We start from the raw sequence: 24096 nt of genomic DNA, 5'->3' as shown, positions 1-24096 counted from the left end.
TAAGATGCGCCAATGTTTTCCGCTTGGCGAATTCCGACGATGATACAGATCAGTGCCCTGCCCGCGTTCACCGACAACTACATCTGGTTGTTACAGGATCACCGCACCCAGCGCTGCGCGGTGGTCGATCCGGGCGATGCCGCGCCGGTACAGGCATGGCTTGCAGCGCACCCGGGCTGGGTGTTGAGCGACATTCTGATCACCCACCACCATCATGATCACGTCGGCGGCGTCGAACGCCTGAAAGCGGCGACCGGCGCCAAGGTCTACGGCCCGGCCAGCGAAAACATTCCGGGGCGCGATGTGGCGCTCAAGGACAACGACACGGTCAGCGTGCTCGGCTGGGACTTCGACGTCTATGCGGTGCCCGGTCACACCCTGGGACACATTGCCTATTACCACCACGGCCTGCTGTTCTGCGGCGACACCCTGTTCGCCGCCGGTTGCGGTCGCCTGTTCGAGGGCACGCCGGAGCAAATGCACCATTCTCTCAGCCGCCTTGCAGCGTTACCGGAAGATACGCTGGTCTACTGCACGCATGAATACACTCTGAGCAATCTCAAGTTTGCCGCCGCCGTCGAACCGACGAACCCGGACATTACCGCCCGTCTGGAAAAAGTCACCCAGCATCGGCAAAACGGTGTGATGACCCTGCCCTCGACGCTCGCCCTGGAAAAGCTCACAAACCCGTTTTTGCGCACCACTGAAACATTAGTTACACAAAAAGTGGACGAACGGGCAGGCGCTCAAAACCGGGCGCCGAGTGAGGTATTTGCGGCTCTGCGGGCCTGGAAAGATAAGTTCTAAGTACCCCGCCGCTTGGTACAAAAATTCTGAATGGTTGACCTAGGGGGGTGCGCTTTCTAGAATCCCCCGACATTTTTGCCCGGAACTTACTTCCAGCCAATGTCGTCATCCATACGTAAGTCCGTCAATTCAGACGCATTGACCCGCCTGGCGCAAGCCATCGCGGTGGCTGTGTCCGCCACGCTGGCGGGCTGTTCCAGCCATGCTCCGCAGACTGAAGCGACCCATACGCCGAACATTGCTGCGCGAGCCAAGCAGAAGCCGATCTGGCTGACCGAAAAGCCCAGCCCACAGGTTCCCCAGGACATCTGGGAACGCATGCGCCAAGGCTTTCAGCTGCAGGAAGGCCTCGGCGTCAACCCGCGCATCGAGCAACAGCGCCTGTGGTTCGCCAGCAATCCCTCTTTCCTCGAGAACGCCGGCGAACGCGGCAGTCTCTATATTCACTACATCGTCGAACGCCTCGAAGAACGCAACATGCCGCTGGAACTGGCCCTGCTGCCAGTGATTGAAAGCGCCTATAACCCGATGGCCTATTCGCGGGCCGATGCGGTGGGTCTGTGGCAATTCATTCCGTCCACCGGGCGTTACTTCAACCTGCGTCAGACCCGCTTCTATGATGGCCGTCGCGATATCACCGCTTCGACCACGGCAGCGATGGATTACCTGACCCGTCTGCACGACATGTTCAACGGTGACTGGTTGCTGGCCCTGGCGGCATATAACGCCGGCGAAGGCACGGTCAGCCGCGCGATCGAACGCAACGAAAAGCTTGGCCTGCCCACCGATTACTGGAACCTGCCGCTGCCGGCGGAAACTCAGGCGTACGTGCCGAAGTTGCTGGCACTGTCGCAAGTGGTGCTGGCGCCGGAAGCTTACGGCGTGAACCTCAACCCGATTGCCAACGAACCGTACTTCCAGGTCGTCGAAATCAACCAGCGCATGGATTTGTCCAAAGTCGCCGCGGTTGCCAACATCGACGAAGACGAACTGTTCCAGCTCAACCCGGCCTTCAAGCAACGCACCACCATCGATGGCCCTCAGCATTTGCTGGTGCCAACGTCGAAGGCGCAATTGCTGACCGCCAGTTTGCAGACCATGCGGCCTGACGAACTGATCAGCCCGCGTTCGCTGAAGCCAGTGTTCGAGGGTGCTGACCCATCGGAAGTGGCCAAGCTCAAGCGGGCTTATCGCGTGAAGCGTGGCGACAACCTTGGCTCCATCGCCAAGGCCAACAAGGTCGAAGTCAAGGATCTGCAACGCTGGAACAAGCTGACCGGCAAGAACCTCAAAGTTGGCCAGACTCTGGTCATGCAGGACACCACCAAGCGTGCTCCGGCTCGCAAGTCCGGCCGTGTGAACACGGTGATTGCGGCCAACAGCAAGAGCAAAGGCAAGGACGACAGCGCGCAGCAGACTCAGTACAAGGTCAAACGCGGCGATACGCTGTACGTGGTAGCCAAGCGCTTCAACGTTGAGATGCAGCATCTCAAGCGCTGGAATCCGGGTGCGGGCAAGGCGTTGAAGCCGGGGCAGATGCTCACGGTTTATCAGCCGCACTGACAGACGAGCCCCTGAATTTTCAGGGGCTTTTTTTTGGTTCGGATTTTGTGGCGTGCTTTAGATCGATCCCCCTCACCCCAGCCCTCTCCCCCAAGGGGTAGAGGGGGAAAGGGAGCCGATCGGGGGCTTTTCAAAATCTGAGTTCAGCTCGATATCGCACGTCGGTGCAATTCGCCTAGACACCACAGTCAGTCCCCTCTCCCTCCGGGAGAGGGTTAGGGTGAGGGGCTTTTCAAACGTGACTTCGGCTCGGCATTTTCAGGTCGGCGTAGCTCGAAGAAACAACTCGGTCAGTCCCCTCTCCCCCTGGGAGAGGGTTAGGGTGAGGGTCTCTTCGCGCAAACGATTAACCCCGCATTAACCCGCATCTTTTTCCTGTCCAGACAAGCTGTTACTGTACGGCCCACAAAGCCCAAGCCGCCTGGATCGGATCTGACTTGAAGCGTGCCCTCCTCCTGCTCCTGATCAGCCTGGCCTTGAGCTCAACCGCAAGCGCGACGATTACCGAAAGTCACGGTTATGCGCAGTTCGGCACGCTCAAGTACCCGGCCAGATTTACCCACTTCGACTGGGTCAACCCGCAAGCGCCCAAGGGCGGTACGTTGCGGGTGATGGCGTTCGGCACCTTCGATACGGTCAACCCTTACACCTTCAAGGGCACCAGCCCGGTCACCACAGCGAATTTCCTCCAGTACGGCATCAACGAGCTGAACGAGCCGTTGATGGTCGGCACCGGCCAGTATTCGCCGTCCGGCGACGAACCGGCGTCGAGTTACGGCTTGATCGCGCAATCGGTGGAGTACAGCGAAGATCGCAGCTGGGTCGTCTTCAATCTGCGTCCCGAGGCGCGTTTTCACGATGGCACGCCGATCACCGCCTACGACGTAGCGTTCTCCTATCGAACGCTGCTCAAGGACGGCCATCCGCTGTACCGCACCGCGTTGCAGGAAGTGCTGCGGGTCGACATTCTCAACAAACAGCGCATTCGCTTCGTGCTCAAGCGCTCCGGCAATCCGCTGTTGATTCTGCGCCTCGGCGAATTGCCGGTGCTGCCGCAGCATTACTGGAAAGACCGCGACTTCAAGGCCACCACCTTCGAACCGCCACTGGGCAGCGGCCCCTATCGCATCACTTCGGTGACGCCGGGCCGGCAGTTGATCTTCGAGCGGGTCAAGGATTACTGGGGCAAGGACCTGGCGGTCAATCGCGGCAAGTACAACTTCGATCGCATGGAAGTCGAGTTTTACCGCGACAGCGACGTGGCCTTCGAAGCGTTCAAGGCTGGCGAGTTCGACATCTACATCGAGCATCAGGCGAAGAATTGGGCCAACGGCTACAACTTCCCTGCCGTGCGCCGTGGCGATGTGATCAAGGCGCAGATCCCGCATCAGATCCCGACCCAGAGTCAGGGCCTGTTCATGAACACCCGCCGCGCGACGTTCGCCGACGTAAAGACCCGCGAAGCGCTGGGCCTGATGTTCGACTTCGAGTGGACCAATCGCGCGCTGTTCAGCGATGCCTACAAACGCACCACCAGCTACTACCCCAACAGTGAATTCACAACCTCCGGCCTGCCGGTCGGGCATGAATGGCTGATGCTCAAACCGTACAAGGAACAACTGCCGGCCAAGCTGTTCACCGAGCCGTTTACCTTGCCAAAAACCGACGGTCGCGGCATCCCGCGGGAAACCATGCGCAAAGCCTTGGCATTGCTCGCTGAAGCCGGCTGGAAGCTCAACGGTCAGCGTCTGCAAAACGCTAGCGGCCAACCGCTGCGGTTCGAACTGCTGCTGGTCAATCCGAACCTCGAGCGCCTGTACCAGCCCTACATCGAGAATCTCAACAGCATCGGCATCGACGCGCGCCTGCGCACCGTGGATCGGGCGCAGTACAAGCAGCGCCTCGATCAATTTGATTTCGACATGATCTCGATGACGCTCAACCAGACCCTAAGCCCGGGTCTTGAGCAGTGGCAGTACTTCCACTCCAGTCAGGTGAACGTCAAGGGCAGCAAGAATTACGCAGGCATCGCCAACCCGGTGGTCGATCACCTGCTCGAACAACTGCTCGCCGCGCGCACCCGCGACGAACAGGTCGCCGCCGGCAAGGCGCTCGACCGCGTGCTGCTCTGGCAGCACTACAGCATTCCCAACTGGTATCTGAATTATCACCGCCTGGCCTACCGCAACCGGTTGGCCTTTGTTACCACGCCGCCCTACACCCTGGGCCTGAGCGCGTGGTGGCTGAAGTCTTCGGAGAAAGATCGATGAACCCTATCCGCGCCCTGCTCGTCCAGGCCAGCGGCCTGCTGTTCGCCGGGCTGGCCTTGGCCGCCCCGCAACACGCCGTGACCCTGTACAACGAGCCGCCGAAATACCCGGCCGATTTCAAACAGTTTGATTACGTAAACCCGGACGCGCCGAAGGGCGGCATCTTTCGTCAGGCCGGTTTTGGTGGCTTCGACAGCCTCAACCCGTTTATCAGCAAAGGCGTGCCCGCCGATGATATCGGGCAGATCTACGACACCCTGACCAAGCACAGCCTCGATGAGCCCTTTACCGAATACGGCCTGATCGCCGGCAAAATCGAAAAGGCCCCGGACAACAGCTGGGTACGTTTCTACCTGCGCCCCGAAGCCCGTTTTCATGACGGCCACCCGGTGCGCGCCGATGACGTAGTGTTCAGCTTCAACACGCTGACCAAGGAAGGCTCGCCGATGTTTCGCGGCTACTACAGCGACGTCTCCGAAGTCATCGCTGAAGACCCGCTCAAGGTGCTGTTCAAGTTCAAACACAGCAACAACCGCGAGTTGCCGCTGATCCTCGGCCAGTTGCCGGTGCTGCCAAAACACTGGTGGGCCGATCGCGACTTCAACAAGGGCAATCTGGAAATCCCGCTGGGCAGCGGCCCGTACAAGGTCGCCGAAGTAAAGGCCGGGCGCTCGGTGCGCTACGAGCGGGTCAAGGATTACTGGGGCAAGGACCTGCCGGTCAATCGTGGTTTCTATAACTTCGACACGATGACCACCGATTACTACCGCGACAACACCGTCGCCCTCGAAGCGTTGAAGGCCGGGCAGTTCGATTACTGGCTGGAAATGACCGCGAAAAACTGGGCCAACGCTTACAACATTCCGGCGGTCACCGAGGGCCGCTTGATCAAGGAACAGATCGCCAACAGCAACCCGACCGGCATGCAGGGCTTCGTTTACAACTTGCGCCGTCCAGTGTTTCAGGACGTGCGCGTGCGCCAGGCGCTCGGCCTGTTGTTCGACTTCGAATGGACCAACAAGCAACTGTTCAACGGCGCCTATTTCCGTACCCGCAGCTATTTCGAGAACTCGGAAATGGCCGCCACCGGCCTGCCCGACGCCGATCAGCGGGCGATCCTTGAGCCGTTCCGCAGCAAGCTGCCGGCACAGGTGTTCAGTGAGGCGTTCGAAAACCCGAAGACCGACGCCAGCGGCATGATCCGCACCCAACAGCGCGAGGCCTATCAACTGCTGCAAGAGGCTGGCTGGAAGATCGTCGACGACAAAATGGTCGACGCCACCGGCAAACCGGTGGTCATCGAATTCCTCCTTGCGCAGACCGAATTCGAGCGCGTATTGCTGCCATTCAAGCGCAACCTCAGCGACCTCGGCATCGATCTGGTGATCCGCCGCGTCGACGTTTCGCAGTACATCAACCGCGTACGTTCGCGGGATTTCGACATGATGGTCGGCAGCTTCCCGCAGTCCAACTCACCGGGTAACGAGCAGCGCGAATACTGGATGAGCGCCGCCGCCGACAAACCGAGCAGCCGCAATTCCTTGGGTTTGAAAGACCCGATCGTCGATCAACTGGTCGAGAACCTCATCAACGCCGACTCGCGCAAAAGCCTGGTGGCCCATGCCCGTGCGCTGGATCGTGTGCTGCAATGGGGTTACTACGTGATCCCCAACTGGCACATCAAGACCTGGCGCGTGGCTTACTGGAATCACATCGGTCACCCGAGGGTCTCGCCCAAGTACGACATCGGGATTAACACCTGGTGGGTCAAACCTGACGCGAAACCTGCCATAGAAGTCGAAACCAAACTGCAAGCCGACCCTGCGGGCACGGAGTAATCAGATGCTGGCGTATATTTTTCGGCGACTGCTGCTGATCATCCCGACGCTGTTCGGCATTCTGCTGATCAACTTCGTGATCATTCAGGCCGCGCCCGGTGGCCCGGTGGAACAGATGATCGCCAAGCTCGAAGGCTTCGAAGGCGCCACCAGCCGCATTGCCGGCGGCGGTGCCGAGGTGTCCGTGGCTGGTTCGTCCTATCGCGGCGCGCAGGGCCTGGACCCGGCGCTGATCAAGGAAATCGAGCACATGTACGGGTTCGACAAATCGGCCCCGGAACGTCTGTGGATCATGGTCAAGAACTACGCGCAGCTGGATTTCGGCGACAGTTTTTTCCGCGACGCCAAGGTCATCGACCTGATCAAGGAAAAGATGCCGGTGTCGATCTCGCTGGGGCTGTGGAGCACGCTGATCATGTACCTGGTGTCGATCCCGCTGGGGATCGCCAAGGCCACGCGGCATGGCAGCCACTTCGATGTGTGGACCAGTTCGGCGATCATCGTCGGTTACGCGATCCCGGCGTTCCTCTTTGCGATCCTGCTGATCGTGGTGTTTGCCGGCGGCAGTTATCTCGACTGGTTCCCGCTAAGGGGCCTGACCTCGAACAACTTCGATGAACTGAGTTTCGGCGGCAAGATCCTCGATTACTTCTGGCACTTGGCGTTGCCGGTGACTGCGCTGGTGATCGGCAACTTCGCGACCATGACCCTGCTGACCAAAAACAGCTTCCTCGACGAGATCAACAAGCAGTACGTGGTCACCGCCAAGGCCAAAGGCCTGACCCGCCACCGTGTGCTCTACGGCCACGTGTTCCGCAACGCCATGCTGTTGGTGATTGCCGGTTTCCCGTCGGCGTTCATCGGCATCTTCTTCACAGGCTCCTTGCTGGTCGAAGTGATCTTTTCCCTCGACGGTTTGGGTCTGATGAGTTTCGAAGCGGCGATCAACCGCGATTACCCGGTGGTGTTCGGCACCCTGTTCATCTTCACCCTGCTGGGGCTGGTGGTGAAACTGATCGGCGACCTCACCTACACCTTGGTCGATCCGCGCATCGACTTCGAAAGCCGGGAGCATTGAGATGAACCTGTCCCCTCTCAACCGCCGCCGCTTCGAACTGTTCAAAGCCAACAAGCGCGGCTGGTGGTCGCTGTGGCTGTTTCTGATCCTGTTCGGCCTGAGCCTCGGTGCCGAGCTGATCGCCAACGACAAGCCGCTGGTGGTGCATTACGACAACAACTGGTACTTCCCGGCGATCAAGCGCTACCCGGAAACCGCCTTCGGCGGCGAATTCCCGCTGGAAGCCAACTATAAGAGCCCGTACATCCGCGAACTGCTCAAGGCCAAGGATGCGTGGGTGGTGTGGGCGCCGATTCCCTACAGCTATCAGAGCATCAACTACGACTTGAAAGTCCCGGCGCCCGCGCCACCGTCGGCGGACAATCTGCTGGGTACTGACGATCAGGGTCGCGATGTGTTGGCGCGGGTGATTTATGGCTTCCGCATTTCGGTGCTTTTTGCGCTGACGTTGACCGTGTTGAGTTCGATCATCGGCGTGATTGCCGGGGCCTTGCAGGGTTTCTATGGCGGCTGGGTCGATCTGGCCGGCCAACGTTTTCTGGAAATCTGGTCGGGTTTGCCGGTGCTGTATCTGCTGATCATCCTCGCCAGTTTCGTCCAGCCGAATTTCTGGTGGCTGCTGGGGATCATGCTGCTGTTCTCGTGGATGAGCCTGGTCGACGTGGTGCGCGCCGAGTTCCTCCGTGGCCGCAACCTCGAATACGTGCGCGCCGCGCGGGCGCTGGGCATGCAGAACGGCGCGATCATGTTCCGCCACATTCTGCCCAACGCGATGGTCTCGACCATGACGTTTATGCCGTTCATCCTCACCGGCGCCATCGGCACCCTCACCGCTTTGGACTTCCTCGGTTTCGGCTTGCCGGCCGGCAGTCCGTCGCTGGGTGAACTGGTCGCCCAGGGCAAATCCAACCTGCAAGCGCCGTGGCTGGGCATGAGTGCCTTCGCCGTACTCGCATTGATGTTGAGTTTGCTGGTGTTTATCGGCGAGTCCGCTCGCGATGCCTTCGACCCGAGGAAGTGAAATGAATCAGGACAATCTGATCGAAGTGCGCGACCTCGCCGTCGAGTTCGGTTTCGGCGAGCGCGTGCACCGGGTCGTCGAAGGCGTGAGCTTCGACATCAAGCGCGGCGAAACCCTCGCGCTGGTCGGCGAATCCGGCTCGGGCAAATCGGTGACCGCGCACTCAATCCTGCGCCTGCTGCCCTACCCGATGGCCCGCCATCCGGCCGGCAGCATCAACTACGCCGGGCAAAACCTGCTGGGCCTCAGTGAAAAAACCATTCGCCACATTCGCGGTAATCGTATCGCGATGATCTTTCAGGAGCCGATGACCTCGCTGAATCCGCTGCACTCGATCGAGAAGCAGATCAACGAAGTCCTCGGCATCCACAAGGGCCTGACCGGCAAAGTGGCGACCAAACGCACGCTGGAACTGCTGGAGATGGTCGGCATCCCCGAGCCGCACAAGCGTCTCAAGGCCCTGCCCCACGAATTGTCCGGTGGCCAGCGTCAGCGGGTGATGATCGCCATGGCCCTGGCCAACGAGCCGGAATTGCTGATTGCCGACGAGCCGACTACGGCGCTGGACGTGACCGTTCAGCTGAAAATCCTCGATTTGCTCAAGGAATTGCAGGCCAGATTGGGCATGTCGCTGTTACTGATCAGTCACGATTTGAACCTGGTGCGAAGAATTGCGCATCGCGTATGTGTCATGCAGCGCGGTTGCATCGTCGAACAGGCATCGTGCGCAGAGCTGTTCCGTTCGCCGCAGCATCCGTACACTCGGGAATTGCTCGGCGCGGAGCCCAGCGGAGGCCCGGCGAGCAATAAAATCGGCGCGCCGCTGCTTGAGGTCGAGGACCTGAAAGTCTGGTTCCCGATCAAGAAAGGCCTGCTCAAGCGCACGGTGGATCACGTCAAGGCAGTGGACGGCATCAATTTCAGCCTGCCTCAGGGTCAGACCCTGGGGATTGTCGGGGAAAGCGGTTCCGGCAAATCCACGCTGGGTCTGGCGATTTTGCGGCTGATCGGCAGCAAAGGCGCGATCCGCTTTGAAGGCAAGCAGCTAGACTGCCTGACGCAGAACGAGGTTCGCCCGTTGCGTCGGCAGATGCAGGTGGTGTTTCAGGACCCGTTTGGCAGCCTGAGCCCGCGCATGTGTGTCAGCGACATCGTTGGCGAAGGCCTGCGGATTCACAAGATGGGCACCGCCGAGGAGCAAGAGGCGGCGATTATTGCGGCATTGAAGGAGGTAGGTCTGGATCCGGAAACCCGGCACCGCTACCCCCACGAATTTTCCGGTGGGCAACGGCAACGAATCGCCATTGCCCGGGCTTTGGTGCTGAAACCGGCGCTGATCCTGCTGGACGAGCCGACGTCGGCGCTCGACCGGACGGTGCAGCGGCAAGTGGTGGAGCTGTTGCGTTCACTGCAAGCCAAGTACAACCTGACGTATTTGTTTATCAGCCATGACCTGGCTGTGGTGAAAGCGCTGAGCCACCAGCTGATGGTGGTCAAGCATGGCCAAGTGGTCGAACAGGGAGACGCGCAAAGTATTTTTGCCGCCCCCCAACATCCGTATACACAGCAGTTGCTGGAAGCCGCTTTTTTGGCACCAGCCACTGCGCAATAACCTGAAAGAGGAGCAACACATGGGTTTTCTCGCCGGTAAGCGCGTACTGATCGTCGGTGTCGCCAGCAAGCTGTCCATCGCATCCGGCATCGCTGCCGCCATGCATCGCGAGGGCGCTGAGCTTGCCTTCACTTATCAGAACGACAAACTGAAAGGTCGTGTTGAAGAATTCGCCCAAGGCTGGGGTTCGAGCCCTGAGCTGTGCTTCCCGTGCGACGTGGCCAGCGATGAAGAAATCGCCAAGGTCTTCGAAGCACTGAGCAAGAAGTGGGACGGCCTGGATTGCATCGTCCACTCCGTTGGTTTCGCCCCGGGCGACCAACTGGATGGCGACTTCACCGAAGCCACCACCCGTGACGGTTTCCGCATCGCTCACGACATCAGCGCCTACAGCTTCGTGGCCCTGGCCAAGGCCGGCCGCGAAATGATGAAAGGCCGCAACGGCAGCCTGCTGACCCTGTCGTACCTGGGCGCCGAACGCACCATGCCTAACTACAACGTGATGGGCATGGCCAAGGCTTCGCTGGAAGCTGGCGTACGTTACCTGGCCGGCTCCCTGGGCCCGGACGGCACCCGCGTCAACTGCGTATCGGCTGGTCCGATCCGTACCCTGGCAGCCTCGGGCATCAAGAACTTCCGCAAGATGCTGGCCGCCAACGAAGCGCAAACCCCGCTGCGTCGCAACGTCACCATCGACGAAGTCGGCAACGCCGGCGCCTTCCTGTGCTCCGACCTGGCGTCGGGCATCAGCGGTGAAATCATGTACGTCGACGGCGGCTTCAACACCACCGCCATGGGCAACATCGAAGAGTGATCTTCGCTTAGCCAATAAAAAACCCGCCAATCTGGCGGGTTTTTTTATGCCTGCTATTTCTTGAACAACCCAAATCCCTTGTAGGAGTGAGCCTGCTCGCGATGGCGTCGGGTCAGCAACATTCATGTCTCTGGACCACCGCGATCGCGAGCAGGCTCACTCCTACAAGGGGATTGGGGTTACTCCAGACATTGTGCGAACAGCTTTTGAATCGGCTGATTGCGCTGACTGTAACGCTGCAGCAAAACCATCTCACGATAGAACGTCAGTTCGCCCAGCTCGATGATCCTGACCTTGAGCGGATGGTCCAGCCACAGCCCTGCTTTGGGCAGCAGTGAAACACCCAGCCCCGACTCGACCATTTTCACGATCGCTTCCAGTTCATCCAACTCCAGCGCTACGTTGACCTCTATGCGCTGCTCGCGCAGAAACCGCGTCACCAATCGCCCGCCAAACGAATTGCGGTCGTAGCGCACATGCGGCCGTTCGGCGAGTAACCGCAGCGCATCGTCGCCATCGACCTGCGATGGCACGATCAACACAAACGGCTCACGCCGGATCACCTGCGCCGACAGCTCTTTGGGCAGTTCGAACGGCGGCTTGATCATGATTGCCAGATCAACTTCGCCGGCATCCACCTGACTGAGCAGGTTCAACGAAACGCCCGGCACCAGTTTTGGCTCAAGCCCCGGTGCCTGTTGACGCAAGCGCAACAACGCCTGAGGCAACAACCCGGTTTGCGCAGTGGCCACGGCACCGATTTTCAGCTCGCCGCGAAACTCACTGACGTCCTCGCTGACCGCCATGCGGCCAAAAATCGCCAGCATTTCCTGCGCCATCGGCACCGCCCGCTGCCCCGCCGGATTGAGCATTGCCTGGCGGCCCGTGCGGTCGAACAGGCGAATCCCCAAGGCCTGTTCAAGATTGCGGATTTGCGCGCTGACTGCCGATTGCGTCAGGCCAATGTGCAACCCCGCCGCAGCGAAAGTGCCATGCCGCGCCACGGCAAGAAAGGTCTTCAGTTCACGCAGCATGCGCACCTCGACTGATCGAAATAATTTGAGCTCGGCGCAAAAACTATCGTCTTTCAATCACATTTCACAGCACTAAACTCAGTCAACCGAACCGATCGAGAATCCCACTATGCAGCTCAGCCCTTTTCATCTGGCCATTCCGGTGTATGACCTCGCAGCCGCACGGCACTTTTATCGCGAGGTGTTTGGTCTGGAGGAAGGTCGCTCCAGTGATCACTGGGTCGATTTCAATTTCTTTGGTCATCAACTGGTGATTCACCTGGCACCGAAAAACGCCTCGCAGGAAGCCGCGCACACCAACGCCGTCGATGGGCATGACGTACCAGTGCCGCATTTTGGCGTGGTGTTGGGGATGCAGGAATGGGAGGCGCTGGCCGAGCGTTTGCAGTCGCTCGAGACCAAGTTTGTGATTGAGCCGGGAATTCGCTTTCAGGGTTTGGTCGGGGAACAGGCGACGATGTTTCTGTTTGACCCGTGCGGCAATGCGCTGGAGTTCAAGGCGTTCAAGGACATTGGGCAGTTGTTTGCCAAATAGATATGTATGGTTCGGGCTGACGCATTCGCTAGCAGGCTAGTTCCCACATGGATTTGTGGTGAACCGGGATTTTGAGAACACCCGACACCATTGTAGGAGTGAGCCTGCTCGCGATGGCGGTGGGTCAGCCGATGACGATGTTGAATGTGCGGACGCCATCGCTGGCAAGCCAGCTCCCACAGGTTTCTCGGGTGTTCACAAAATCCCGGTTCACTGCAGATCCCTGTGGGAGCTGCGGTGCGACGATTCGACTTGCCAGCGATGAGGCCCGAATCAACAACGCTTCAAGGCCTGCTTGTGCACATACATCGCACTATCGGCATCCGCCAGCAGCCGATCCACGGTCTCATGGCGCTTGGCGTCGTACTCGATCTGCCCGACGCTGAAGCGAATCGCATACCCGCGATGCAACGTGGCATTGCGCTCTTCGAGAATATCCTTGAGCCGCGCCATGATCGCTGTGGTTTCGACATGGCTGGAGCCGGTCAGCAGCGCAACGAACTCATCGCCACCGAGCCGCCCGACCACGTCACTTTCGCGAAAGGCAATACGCAGCACATCGGCGAAGGTCTTCAGCGCACTGTCACCTTCGGCATGCCCATACAGATCGTTGATCTGCTTGAAGTCATTGAGGTCGAAAAACAGCAAGGTTGCCGGCCGTTCCAGGCGCGCGCAGGCGTCCAGCGCATGCTGCGCCAGTTGCTTGAAACCACGGCGATTGGACAGCAAGGTCAATTCATCCATGCTCGCGATCTGCACAGCAGCCAACTCTTGCTCGGCCATTTCCGCCAGATCACGCAACAGCGCACGCTCTTCCTGGTCGAGGTCGCGGGGCTTGGTGTCGATCAGGCACAGCGTGCCCATTTTATTGCCATTGGGCACAGTCAGCGGGTAACCGGCGTAGAAGCGAATGTTCGGCGCGCCGGTGACCAGCGGGTTGTCATGGAAGCGCACATCCTCGCGGGCGTCCGGCACCAACAGCAGGCCGTCGTTAAGAATTGCATGGCCGCAGAATGAAACATCCCTCGGCGTTTCGCTGACATCAAGCCCCACACACGATTTGAACCACTGCCGGTTGGTGTCGACCAGCGTCACCAGTGCAATCGGCACATTGAACAGGCGTTTCGCCAACCGTGTCAGTCGGTCGAAACGCTCTTCAGGGGCGGAATCGAGCAGTTCAAGACCGTGCAACGCTTGAACGCGCGCCGTTTCATTCGCAGGTTTTCCTGGAACCAGCATCAGCACACTCCATTGGCAACAATGCTTTCAAGCGTAGCGCTAATTTGGCAATGGCTCACATTTGCGCCACCGGGCATGGCCCGCCCGCCTCGGCCCACAGCTTGAATTGCGCGACAAAAATATCGTGCGGCACTGGCACGGGTGCACGCCCGGCCCCGGGGTTCCAGCCCCACAGCACCAGTTTGTCTTCGCTGACGTGTTTGATCAGCGCGGCAAAGTCGCGATCACCATTGCTCGAACGATCTTTGATCATCGCGCAGAGTTTGTCCGGCGGCAGGCCGATCCAGGCCATTTTGTGCGCCGCCGGCGGCAGGCTCCAGTGCGGCGCACCCGGCGGTGCATGCGGGCCGTAACTGGCCGGCGGATTGTTTTCCGCGTGACAGGTCGCGCACGGCAAACCGGCGGCGCCCTTGCCGTCCATGCCGCGCACCACGTTCATGGCGTGGGGGATGCCAGCGTCGAACTGCAACGGCGAATCACCGGGAATATGGCAGTTCTGGCAACGCGGGCTCTGGAAAACTTTCTGCACCGTGCCGAACGCTTTCAGCGCTTCCTGATCATCGGCGAACAGGTCCGAGGCATAACCGCCCAGCCCCAGTAAAACCACCGTGCCCAACACTAGATGTCGTTTCATCTCACACCCCCGACAGTTGCAGCGGCAACTCGCGCAGGCGCTGCCCGGTCAGAGCGAACACCGCGTTGGCCACCGCCGGCGCGGTCGGCGGCACACCGGCCTCGCCGATGCCGCCGGGTTTGTCGCTGCTGGGCACGATGTGCACTTCCACCACCGGCATCTCGTTGAGCCGCAGCACCTGATAATCGTGATAGTTGGACTGCACGACCGCGCCGTCCTTGAGCGTCAGCTTGCTGTGCAGCGCCATGCCCAGACCGAAAGTGATGCACGACTCCATCTGCGCCGCGATGCTCTGTGGATTCACCGCGATCCCGCAGTCCACCGCGCAGACCACGCGATGCACGCGAATCGCCAGATTGTCCTGCGACACCTCGGCGACCTGCGCCACGTAGCTGCCGAACGACTCGTGCACCGCCACGCCTAGCGCATGGCCGTCCGGCAACGGTGCTTTCCAGTTGGCTTTCTCCACCGCCAGATTGAGCACGCCCAAATGCCGAGGATGCTCCTTGAGCAAGGTGCGTCGGTACTCCACCGGATCTTTGCCTGCCGCCGTGGCCATCTCATCGATCAGCGATTCCATGACAAACGCCGTGTGGCTGTGACCTACCGAGCGCAGCCACAGCACATTGATCCCGGTTTGCGGTGAATGCAGATCGACCTGGTGGTTGGCCAGGGCTTTGACATAAGGGCTGTCGGAAACGCCTTCGACCGACGTTGCATCAACGCCGTTCTTGACCATGGTTTTTTCCAGCATCGTGCCGGCCATGATCGACTGCCCGACCAATACATGCTGCCAGCTCGACGGCAGGCCATCGGCACCGAGCCCGATCCGCGCCTGATGCAGGAACATCGAGCGGTAGTAACCGCCACGAATATCGTCTTCCCGCGACCACACGGTTTTCACCGGCATGGCCGCGGCTTTAGCCACTTGCACGGCTTCGGCGACAAAGTCTGAAGTCGGGTTGGCCCGGCGCCCGAAACCGCCGCCCAGGAATTCGGTGTGGATCTCGACCTGCTCCGGTTTCAGCCCGGTGATCTTGCCGGCGACCATTTGATCGAGCGTCTGAAACTGCGTGCCGGTCCAGATTTCGCATTTTTCAGCGCTGATCTTCACCGTGCAGTTGAGCGGTTCCATCGGCGCGTGAGCCAGATACGGCACGCTGTATTCGACATCGATCTTCTTCGCCGCTTTGCCAAAACTGCCCTTGGCATCCCCGGCCTGACTCGCCGACGTGCCTTGTGTCGTGGCCAATTTACGGAAGCTCGCCAGCAGTTTCTCGCTGCTCAGGTCCGCATTCGGCCCCAATTCCCAATCGACTTTCAGCGCATCACGGCCCAGTTTCGCCGCCCAGTAATGATCAGCAATCACCGCGACCCCGCTCGGCACCTGCACCACTTTGTGCACGCCCGGCACCGCCAGCGCTTCAGCACCTTCGAAGGATTTAACGCTGGCACCAAATACCGGTGGCCGCGCAACCATCGCGGTCATCAGGCCTTCAAACTGCACGTCCATGCCGAACTTGGCGCGACCGGTGATTTTCTCCGGGGTATCGAGGCGCTTGGTCGGTTTGCCGATAATTTTCCAGTCCTTGGCTTCCTTGAAAGTGATCGATTTGGGATCCGGCACCGGCAGTTGTCCGGCGGCATCTGCCAGCTCGCCGTAAGTCGCGCGCTTGTCACCAGCGATGACCACGCCCGATTCGGTACGAATCGCCGACGGTGCCACTTCAAAGCGCTTCGCCGCTGCCTCTACCAGCATTTGCCGCGCCGTCGCGCCTGCCAGTCGATAACGGTCGAACTCCATCCACGTCGACGTCGAGCCGCCGGTAATCTGCATGCCGCCAAACCCCGGCATGCCGTAATCCGCCGCTGACGCCGGCGAGTGTTCAACGCGGATCTTCGACCAGTCCGCGTCCAGTTCTTCGGCAATCAACATGGTCAGGCCGGTCCAGATGCCCTGGCCCATCTCCGAATGGCCCAGTAAAACGGTGACGCTGTTGTCAGCGGCAATGCGCAGGAACGCATTCGGCGCGAAAACCTTGCCTTCATTCTCCGCCGCATAGGCAAATTTGTGGCCGCCGGGGACGACAAACGCCACCACCAACCCGCCGCCCAACACGGCACTGCCCTTGAGAAAACCCCGACGCGATACAGGACTGTTCATCGTCTATCTCCCACAGATTGAATCAGCCGATTTCCGACGCACGCTTAACCGCTGCGCGAATCCGGGGATAGGTGCCGCAGCGGCAAATATTGCCGGAGAGCGCCTGATCGATATCGCTGTCGGTGGGTTTGGGGATTTTCGCCAATAAGGCCGCGGCAGACATGATCTGCCCCGACTGGCAGTAACCGCACTGCACCACGTCGAGTTCGGCCCAGGCTTGCTGCACCGGGTGCGAGCCGTCGGTGGACAGGCCTTCGATGGTAAGAATTTTTTGTCCATGGGCCACGGCAGTCGCGGGGGTGATGCAGGCGCGCAACGGCGCGCCGTCAACGTGCACGGTGCAGGCCCCGCACTGGGCCATGCCGCAGCCGAATTTGGTGCCGGTCAGGTGCGCGACATCGCGCAGGACCCAGAGCAACGGCATGTCCGCGGGGACATCGAGCTCCTGATCCTTGCCATTGATATTCAAGGTCAGCATCGGGGAAATTCCTCAGACTCACGGTGTTCTGAAGGGGCGCCGCTGTGGCCATCGATGCCTACGCGCGCCTCGGCTTATCCCTTTCAGCAAAGCCTAATTTGCGTACGAAGCCAGACGTTGCGACCACCGGTCATGCAGATGTCGACTTTAATCCTACAGTTGATAACGACTCTCACCGAGCCTGCACAGTAGAAAACTCGTCATGAGCGAAACCGGTCCGCGATTACCACGCGGGTTATCCATCAGATTGGTCTGGAGTTGCGAACATGGGATTTGTCACCAGCAAAGACGGCGTCGAGATTTTCTACAAGGACTGGGGCCCGAAAGACGCGCCAGTGATCCACTTCCACCACGGCTGGCCGCTCAGTTCCGACGATTGGGATGCGCAGATGCTGTTTTTCCTCGGCAAGGGCTTTCGGGTGGTTGCCCATGATCGCCGTGGGCATGGGCGTTCGAGCCAGGTCTGGGACGGGCACGATATGGATCATTACGCCGACGATACGCTGGCCGTGGTTAATCATCTGGGCCTGAAGAACGTGGTGCATGTCGGTCACTCGACCGGTGGCGGTGAGGTGATTCATTACATCGCCCGGCATGGCCAGGACAATGTGGCCAAAGGCGTGCTGATCAGTGCGGTGCCACCGTTGATGGTGCAGACCGAGAGCAATCCGGGTGGGCTGCCGAAGTCGGTGTTCGATGATTTTCAGGCACAACTGGCGGCGAATCGCGCGCAGTTTTATCGCGATATTCCGACCGGGCCGTTTTATGGCTACAACCGGCCGGGTGCCACGCCTTCAGAGGGGATCATTGCCAACTGGTGGCGTCAGGGCATGATCGGTGGGGCGAAGGCGCATTACGACGGGATCGTGGCGTTCTCGCAGACGGATTTCACCGAGGACTTGAAGAAAGTCACCGTGCCGGTGCTGGTGATGCATGGCGAGGATGACCAGATTGTGCCGTACGCGGATTCGGGGCCGTTGTCGGCGAAACTGCTGCCGAACGGCACGTTGAAATCGTATCCGGGGTTCCCGCACGGGATGCCGACGACGGAGGCCGAAACGATTAACGCGGATCTTTTAGCCTTTATTCGCGGCTGAAAATGGACCGGTGCCTGACACTTATCTCTGTGGCAGCCAGCCTGCTGGCTCCCCTATTAGCTATTTGTCACACCAAAAATCCTCAACCCACCTCAATTCCTGTGGGAGCTGGCTTGCCAGCGAAGGCGGCGGCACCTTCAACATCGTTGTTGCCTGACCTACCGCTATCGCTGGCAAGCCAGCTCCCACAGTGTTTTGTGCCAACCCGCAATTCTGTGATCCACACCAATCCCTTGTAGAAGCCAGCCTGCTGGCGATGGCGACGGGTCTGCCAAAGAAGGTGTTGGCTGAACTAGCGCATTCGCTAGCAGGCTAGCTGTGATCCCACAAAGGTCGGCTGAGGGTTGCAACTATTCTTCGGTACGCCCCGTGCTTTCGCGATCACGTTCGTAGTGGTGAGCCAGTGGAAGCGCCGGCAGCCACGCCTCGCGGCGGATGGTCCAGAGTTCATAGGTGGGCTTGAACTGATTAGGCTCATCGAGCGATCCGACGTTGACCTCTACTTCATCTTCGGAACGCGTGAACACCGGTGAGCCGCAGCGGGGGCAGAAAAAGCGCCCGTTGTAGTTGCGGGTTTCGCCGGTGACTTTCAACGCATCCTCGGGAAATATGGCCGAGGTGTGAAAGAGCGTGCCGTGACGTTTGCGGCAATCGAGGCAGTGGCAGATGCCGACTCGGTAGGGCTGACCTGTCACTTCGAAACGGACATCGCCGCATAGGCATCCGCCGGTCGATCGATTCATGTCACACCTCCTCTTCAGATTTTTATATTACCGACAGCCCTCACCCTAACCCTCTCCCAGAGGTAGAGGGAACTGACCGCGCTGAATGTGCAAGTTGCACCGACTTGAGATACCGAGTCGAACTCAGGTTTTGAAAGGCCTGGAGATCTGCTCCCTTTCCCCCTCGCCCCCTTTGGGGGAGAGGGCTGGGGTGAGGGGGGAATCGCACTGACACACCGCAAAACCCAAAGCCCCCGCCATCCAGTATTTTCATCAATAAACACGAAGCCGTGATCACGTTTAAAGCACACAAACCGTTACGCCCTCCTCCCTACAACACCTTGCGTCGTTACCTACGCGTACGCCAGAATCCGCCGGCTTACACGGCTATGGGCCGGGCTATATCGTTTGCCTGTCACTGCAAAACAGTGATCGGGTTTGGTAGCCCGCTTCAAATTGTCGTTGTTGCGACATCGTCGATGCTGTCTCCTTTTTTGAGGTTATGGCTTTGAATGGTGGGCATGCGTGGGGCTCCTCCGTGAGCGCCGGGTTTCCCGATTTGACCGGTCTACCAACCCGCGCATGGCCGCCACCCGCCGTTTGGTAGCGAGGGTGATGGCTCCCATTTTTTTCAAATTGGAGCTTTATCTATGTTCAAAATCACGCCAAATCCACCGCCCACCGATCCAATCCCTCACGACCCCGCGCTCAACCCGCAAAAGGTCAAAGAGGCAACCGACCGCGCCCTCGACTACTACCTGCGACCCGAAGCACTGGGGGCTCCACCAAGCTCGCCCCCGTTTCGCCCGGTCTATCTGGTCGACCCCACGCTAGATGAAGAAACCCTGTTGGTCGAAGCCTGTGAGTCGCTTTCCTACGCCCACTCCATGGCCGGTAACATCGCCAACTCAATAGGCGGCCCGGAGCGCAAACCGCTGCTGGCGCTGCAACAGGTGATCATGCTGAACGAGCTGTTGGTCAACCGACTGCTGGACAAGCTGCGCATCCCGCAGTAGTCAACAGACGGACTGAGTGAGGGGTCACACCCTCACTTTCGCTCTGCCGCCTCCCGCAGATTGATGAGCAGCACTCATCAAGCCATCCCGATTTACCCGTCTAGTCCTCACCAGTCACCTCGCTTAGTCTTCTCCCCACGCCCAATGGGAGATCGACATGCACAAGTACACACTCGGCATCCGTTCACTCGAAGTATCCGCCCTCGGCTTTGGCTGCATGGGCCTGAGCCGTGGTTATGGCCCGACCACGGATACCCAGAGAATCGCAGAATCGCAGTGGACGGAGCCCTTCACGATGGCCACGGACACACGCAGCAGCGCTGCCCTCCCCGCACTCATGGCGCTCTGCCTGAGCGTTGGCGCGATGTTCAGCCTTACCACCCAAGCAGCCGAGGCACCGAAATCCATGACCACCGCGCAAACCACCGGACAAACCCTTTCGAGCAAACAACAGACGATTCCACTGATTGCTGCGTTCATGGCGACCAGCGACATGCCCAACCTCAACGCGGCCCTCAATCAAGGACTCGACGCCGGCCTGACGATCAGCGAAACCCGGGAAATTCTCGTGCAGCTCTACGCCTACGTCGGCTTCCCGCGCAGCCTCAATGCCTTGAATGAACTCATGACCGTGGTGCAGGCGCGCAAACAACGCGGCATTGAAGATGCGCCGGGGCGTGAGCCGGGCCGGGCGATTCCAGTCGGGGATGAACTGCTGGCCGCCGGCACCGCGAATCAAACGAAGATCTCGGGCGCCCCGGTCAAAGGCCCGGTGTTCGAATTCGCCCCGGTGATCAACCGGTACCTGCAAAGCCACCTGTTCGGCGACATCTTCGAGCGCGACAACCTCGACTGGCAAAGCCGCGAACTGGCCACCGTCGGAGCGCTGGCAGCGACGCCGGGCGTGGAACCGCAACTGCGCGCGCATATGGCGGCAAGCTTGCGCGTCGGGCTCAGCGCGGCACAGTTGGGCGAGGTCACTGAGCAGTTGAAAAAACACGAGGATGCGCAGACTGCCGAACGTGCGAATGCAGCGCTCAAGGAGGTTTTGGCGGCTTCGAAAAAATGACCTGAAAATGGACCTGATATCGATGTCTTAAAGAAAATCGGCGTTCGGGGTTGTGGTGAATGCGCTGATCTACAAGCCCTTGCCCGCGATCAGCGTCCATACTGTGGTTTTCAAAAGTCGGGACACCGCCATGCCCTCCCCCGAATCCAGCCTTTTGCAGAGCTGGCATGCCAACGCTGATGCCTGGATCGAAGCGATCCGCAGCGGCGCCATTGAAAGCCGTCAGCAGGTTACCGATCAGGCGATTGTGCTGGCGATCATGGGCCGCCAACCGCAGCGCGTACTTGATCTGGGTTGCGGCGAAGGCTGGTTGTTGCGGGCGCTGGCGGATCGCGGGATTGAAGCTGTCGGTGTGGATGGCGATGCGCGGCTGATCGAGGCGGCGCGTCTGGCGGGGGCGGCGCGGGTGCATGTTGCGAGTTACGAAGCGCTGGTCGATGGCAAGGTCGATATCGGTCGTGACTACAACCTGGTGTGCGCGAATTTCTCGCTACTGCATCAAGACATAATTCCGCTGCTTGCCGCGATGAATGCCTTGCTTGTTCCCACAGGGGTTGTGGTCATTCAGACACTGCATCCATGGTCTGTCGCGGCAGGCGATTATCAGGATGGCTGGCGCGAAGAATCGTTCGCGGGATTCAAAGGTCAGTGGCAGCCGATGCCGTGGTATTTCCGCACGTTGTCGAGTTGGCTGAATGCGCTGGACATGGCCGGGTTCCAATTGGCCGGTTTGCAGGAGCCACAGCATCCGCAAAGTCCAGTGCCGCAGTCGTTGCTGATGGTTGCCGAGCGCCGCTGAGATTTCAGAAACACCATCAATCATTGTGGGAGCTGGCTTGCCAGCGATGGCGTCGGGTCAGTCAACATTGATGTTGAAGGTACTGGCCTCATCGCTGGCAAGCCAGCTCCCACAGTGGTTTGGGTGTGCCAGGAATTTGTGACCACCATACAAACCTGTGGGAGTGAGCCTGCTCGCGATGACGGTATTTCAGGCGACATCAATGTTGAATATCAGACCGCAATCGCTGGCAAGCCAGCTCCCACAGTGGTTTCGGGACCACGGATGCGGTACTGCGCCAGCAGGCGCATGACGTAGCCGATCTTGATCAGGGTCGGGCCGAGGATGGTCAGGGCGTGCATCGCCACCAGCAGCGCAATCGGCATCTGGCCGTTGTAGAGATAAGCGCCGTAGATGCCGGTCAATTTGACTCAATCTTTAGTCGTTATGACTACGATCTGACGCCCGCTAACTTGTCGATCTACGGCACCGGCAATCGACCAAGGACTGACTACGCTGTTAATCCAGCGTGTCTAACCTGCCGAGGATGACTGCCATGCAACGCTTTCAGAAACTCACGCCCTGCCTGTGGTTCGACGATCAGGCCGAAGCCGCTGCGAAGTTCTATTGCTCGATCTTCGATCATTCGAAAATCACCGGCCTGACCCACTACAGCAAGGTCGGTCAGGAATTTCACGGTAAGCCGGAAGGTGCGGTGATGACCGTCAGTTTCGAACTCGATGGCCAGACCTTCACCGGCCTCAACGGTGGGCCGATGTTCAAATTCAGCGAGGCGATCTCGTTTCAGGTCAACTGCCAGAATCAGGAAGAAGTCGACCATTTCTGGGGCCATCTGTCCGAGGGCGGCCCGGTCGAAGCCCAGCAATGCGGCTGGCTCAAGGACAAATTTGGGGTGTCATGGCAGATCGTGCCGGTGGCCTTTATGCACATGATGCTGGATGCCGACACCAGCAAATCGCAGCGAGCGATGCAGGCCATGTTCACGATGAAAAAACTCGACATTGCCGAACTCGAACGGGCCTTTGCCGGCCAGAGCTAATACACTGGCGCGCTGGCCTGCCGGGAATAACAACGATGAAACACGCTGCCGCCAAAAACCCTGAAAAAGCCCCGCGTTTCTGGCGCGACGCGGCGCTGCCGTTCATTGAAGCGCGGGCCATCGCCGATGGCCGCGAGGTCTGCTACGCGCGCCATTCCCACGCGCATTTTTCCATCGGCGCAATCACCGCCGGGCGCAGCACCTATGTGCATGAGCAAGCTCAGTTCGAAGTCGCGGCGGGCACCGTGGTGCTGATGAATCCCGGCGATGTGCATGCGTGCAATCCGATCGATGATCAGCCCTGGTCGTATGTGATGCTGTACGTCGAAACGCCCTGGCTGACGGATTTGCAGCATCAGTTGGGGTTCGCCAGTGATCTTGAGTTTCGGCGTTTCTCCACTACTCATCTCGACGACACCGCGCTGTTCAACGACCTGAATGGACTTTATGAAACATTGGTCGACGAACAGCAGGACGTACTGCGCAAACAAAGCGCTGCGGTGGAGTTTTTCAGCGACCTGCAACTGCGGTTGAATCCCGCCGGCCCCTCGCTGCGCGAACCCAATTTCAAGCTGGAACGCGCGGCCGATTTCATCCGCGAACACTGTACCGAGCTGCTGAACCTCGACGACATCTGCACGGCGGCACAACTGTCGCCTTCGTACCTGATCCGTGCCTTCAAACAGCATTACGGCATGACGCCCCACGCCTTTTTGGTCAACCAGCGCATCCAGTTCGCCCGCGAGCGTTTGCGCAGTGGGCAGTTGATTGCCGATGTGGCGCTGGAAGCCGGGTTTGCCGATCAGGCGCATTTTCAGCGAGCCTTCAAGCAACATTTGGCGGCAACGCCCGGCCAATATCGCGGCTGATGGTTTGCCCCGATTGATCGCTGGCCAACACATTCAGATATTGACATATCGGTAAATTCCGATATCGTCGCGGCATGGACCTACTCGAAATCTTCAAAGCCCTCTCGAACCGCACACGCCTGGAAATCCTCAAAGGCCTGAAGGATCCCGAGAAACATTTTCCTCCCCAGGATGAAGGTGACGTGCACACGGTGGGCGTTTGCGTCAGCAGTATTCAGGAAGGCGTCGGGCTGTCGCAGTCGACGGTGTCCGATTACTTGGCGACGCTGCAACGCGCAGGCCTGGTCGAGGTCAGGCGCATTGGGCAGTGGACCTATTACAAACGTAACGAAGCAGCGATCAGTGCGCTGGCCGAGATCATCGGCAGCGAGCTGTAATTTTTTGCCCCAATATATCGA

General features: G+C 59.5%; 22 protein-coding genes and 1 pseudogene. 16 read left to right on the top strand and 7 right to left on the bottom strand.

Annotation, left to right across the window (positions count from 1 at the left end; translation table 11 throughout):
* The first annotated feature begins 39 nt into the window (after nucleotides 1-39).
* The 8 genes from gloB (at nucleotide 40) to fabI (ending at nucleotide 11003) form a co-directional block, all read left to right on the top strand.
* Nucleotides 40-807, top strand: a complete 768-nt coding sequence (gloB, locus tag ACM6IN_RS10290; protein ID WP_414915924.1) for a hydroxyacylglutathione hydrolase — start codon at nucleotides 40-42, stop codon at nucleotides 805-807.
* A gap of 99 nt (nucleotides 808-906) precedes the next feature.
* Nucleotides 907-2370, top strand: coding sequence for a transglycosylase SLT domain-containing protein (locus tag ACM6IN_RS10285; RefSeq protein WP_007910577.1), 1464 nt, complete (start codon nucleotides 907-909; stop codon nucleotides 2368-2370).
* 437 nt (nucleotides 2371-2807) lie between these two features.
* The gene (locus ACM6IN_RS10280; protein WP_414915923.1) at nucleotides 2808-4640 is read left to right on the top strand and encodes an extracellular solute-binding protein; all 1833 of its coding nucleotides are present in this window, start codon (nucleotides 2808-2810) and stop codon (nucleotides 4638-4640) included.
* Nucleotides 4637-6478 carry an extracellular solute-binding protein gene (locus ACM6IN_RS10275; RefSeq protein WP_414915922.1) on the top strand — a complete coding sequence of 614 codons (1842 nt, stop codon included), beginning with the start codon at nucleotides 4637-4639 and terminating at the stop codon, nucleotides 6476-6478. Before ACM6IN_RS10280 ends, ACM6IN_RS10275 begins: the two co-directional genes overlap by 4 nt.
* Nucleotides 6479-6482: 4 nt before the next feature.
* Nucleotides 6483-7556: a microcin C ABC transporter permease YejB gene (locus ACM6IN_RS10270; RefSeq protein WP_007910584.1), complete on the top strand. Its 1074-nt coding sequence runs from the start codon at nucleotides 6483-6485 to the stop codon at nucleotides 7554-7556.
* 1 nt (nucleotide 7557) lies between these two features.
* Nucleotides 7558-8577, top strand: coding sequence for an ABC transporter permease (locus ACM6IN_RS10265; protein WP_414915921.1), 1020 nt, complete (start codon nucleotides 7558-7560; stop codon nucleotides 8575-8577).
* Between the two features lies 1 nt (nucleotide 8578).
* On the top strand, nucleotides 8579-10189 hold the full coding sequence (locus ACM6IN_RS10260) for an ABC transporter ATP-binding protein (RefSeq protein ID WP_273915542.1): 1611 nt from the start codon (nucleotides 8579-8581) through the stop codon (nucleotides 10187-10189).
* A gap of 19 nt (nucleotides 10190-10208) precedes the next feature.
* Entirely contained in the window at nucleotides 10209-11003 is a 795-nt protein-coding gene (gene fabI, locus ACM6IN_RS10255; RefSeq protein ID WP_007910591.1) for an enoyl-ACP reductase FabI, read from the top strand.
* 179 nt (nucleotides 11004-11182) lie between these two features.
* Here the strand turns inward: fabI and ACM6IN_RS10250 are convergent, their stop codons facing one another.
* Nucleotides 11183-12037, bottom strand: coding sequence for a LysR family transcriptional regulator (locus ACM6IN_RS10250; protein WP_414915920.1), 855 nt, complete (start codon nucleotides 12035-12037; stop codon nucleotides 11183-11185).
* Nucleotides 12038-12146: 109 nt separating this feature from the next.
* Between ACM6IN_RS10250 and ACM6IN_RS10245 the strand changes: the two genes are divergently transcribed.
* Entirely contained in the window at nucleotides 12147-12572 is a 426-nt protein-coding gene (locus tag ACM6IN_RS10245) for a VOC family protein (RefSeq protein WP_007910594.1), read from the top strand.
* Nucleotides 12573-12845: 273 nt separating this feature from the next.
* Here ACM6IN_RS10245 and ACM6IN_RS10240 read toward each other — a convergent pair whose 3' ends face one another.
* From ACM6IN_RS10240 to ACM6IN_RS10225, 4 genes are read right to left on the bottom strand one after another with little or no spacing between them, the layout of a single operon-like run.
* Nucleotides 12846-13811, bottom strand: coding sequence for a sensor domain-containing diguanylate cyclase (locus tag ACM6IN_RS10240; protein ID WP_095111842.1), 966 nt, complete (start codon nucleotides 13809-13811; stop codon nucleotides 12846-12848).
* Nucleotides 13812-13866: 55 nt separating this feature from the next.
* Nucleotides 13867-14445 (bottom strand): hypothetical protein, encoded by a 579-nt coding sequence (locus ACM6IN_RS10235; protein ID WP_123376734.1) that lies wholly within the window; start codon nucleotides 14443-14445, stop codon nucleotides 13867-13869.
* Between the two features lies 1 nt (nucleotide 14446).
* Nucleotides 14447-16609 carry a molybdopterin cofactor-binding domain-containing protein gene (locus ACM6IN_RS10230; protein WP_414915919.1) on the bottom strand — a complete coding sequence of 721 codons (2163 nt, stop codon included), beginning with the start codon at nucleotides 16607-16609 and terminating at the stop codon, nucleotides 14447-14449.
* 22 nt (nucleotides 16610-16631) lie between these two features.
* Nucleotides 16632-17087, bottom strand: coding sequence for a (2Fe-2S)-binding protein (locus tag ACM6IN_RS10225; protein WP_003224136.1), 456 nt, complete (start codon nucleotides 17085-17087; stop codon nucleotides 16632-16634).
* A gap of 266 nt (nucleotides 17088-17353) precedes the next feature.
* On the opposite strand from ACM6IN_RS10225, the gene ACM6IN_RS10220 reads away from it, so the two are divergent.
* Entirely contained in the window at nucleotides 17354-18184 is an 831-nt protein-coding gene (locus ACM6IN_RS10220; protein ID WP_095118413.1) for an alpha/beta fold hydrolase, read from the top strand.
* 350 nt (nucleotides 18185-18534) lie between these two features.
* Here ACM6IN_RS10220 and ACM6IN_RS10215 read toward each other — a convergent pair whose 3' ends face one another.
* Nucleotides 18535-18927 (bottom strand): GFA family protein, encoded by a 393-nt coding sequence (locus ACM6IN_RS10215; protein ID WP_414915918.1) that lies wholly within the window; start codon nucleotides 18925-18927, stop codon nucleotides 18535-18537.
* 629 nt (nucleotides 18928-19556) lie between these two features.
* On the opposite strand from ACM6IN_RS10215, the gene ACM6IN_RS10210 reads away from it, so the two are divergent.
* From ACM6IN_RS10210 to ACM6IN_RS10200, 3 genes are all read left to right on the top strand, one after another.
* Nucleotides 19557-19922 (top strand): DUF6124 family protein, encoded by a 366-nt coding sequence (locus ACM6IN_RS10210; protein WP_122660744.1) that lies wholly within the window; start codon nucleotides 19557-19559, stop codon nucleotides 19920-19922.
* A gap of 157 nt (nucleotides 19923-20079) precedes the next feature.
* Complete coding sequence (locus tag ACM6IN_RS10205) at nucleotides 20080-20991, top strand: carboxymuconolactone decarboxylase family protein (protein ID WP_414915917.1); 912 nt, start codon at nucleotides 20080-20082, stop codon at nucleotides 20989-20991.
* 130 nt (nucleotides 20992-21121) lie between these two features.
* Nucleotides 21122-21790: a class I SAM-dependent methyltransferase gene (locus tag ACM6IN_RS10200; RefSeq protein WP_007910612.1), complete on the top strand. Its 669-nt coding sequence runs from the start codon at nucleotides 21122-21124 to the stop codon at nucleotides 21788-21790.
* 212 nt (nucleotides 21791-22002) lie between these two features.
* On the opposite strand, the pseudogene ACM6IN_RS10195 reads toward ACM6IN_RS10200, so the two are convergent.
* Nucleotides 22003-22194, bottom strand: a pseudogene (locus tag ACM6IN_RS10195) (hypothetical protein); the annotation flags it as partial.
* Between the two features lie 131 nt (nucleotides 22195-22325).
* On the opposite strand from ACM6IN_RS10195, the gene ACM6IN_RS10190 reads away from it, so the two are divergent.
* The 3 genes from ACM6IN_RS10190 (at nucleotide 22326) to ACM6IN_RS10180 (ending at nucleotide 24075) form a co-directional block, all read left to right on the top strand.
* Complete coding sequence (locus ACM6IN_RS10190) at nucleotides 22326-22829, top strand: VOC family protein (RefSeq protein WP_160040761.1); 504 nt, start codon at nucleotides 22326-22328, stop codon at nucleotides 22827-22829.
* A gap of 35 nt (nucleotides 22830-22864) precedes the next feature.
* Complete coding sequence (locus tag ACM6IN_RS10185; protein WP_414915916.1) at nucleotides 22865-23698, top strand: helix-turn-helix domain-containing protein; 834 nt, start codon at nucleotides 22865-22867, stop codon at nucleotides 23696-23698.
* A gap of 74 nt (nucleotides 23699-23772) precedes the next feature.
* Complete coding sequence (locus tag ACM6IN_RS10180; RefSeq protein ID WP_007910618.1) at nucleotides 23773-24075, top strand: ArsR/SmtB family transcription factor; 303 nt, start codon at nucleotides 23773-23775, stop codon at nucleotides 24073-24075.
* Nucleotides 24076-24096: the final 21 nt, after the last annotated feature.

The sequence above is a fragment of the Pseudomonas sp. IT-P395 genome (assembly GCF_949767675.1).
Taxonomy (GTDB): Bacteria; Pseudomonadota; Gammaproteobacteria; order Pseudomonadales; family Pseudomonadaceae; genus Aquipseudomonas.
Note: the sequence above shows the minus strand (reverse complement) of the source record. Positions and strands in the feature narration are given on the sequence as shown.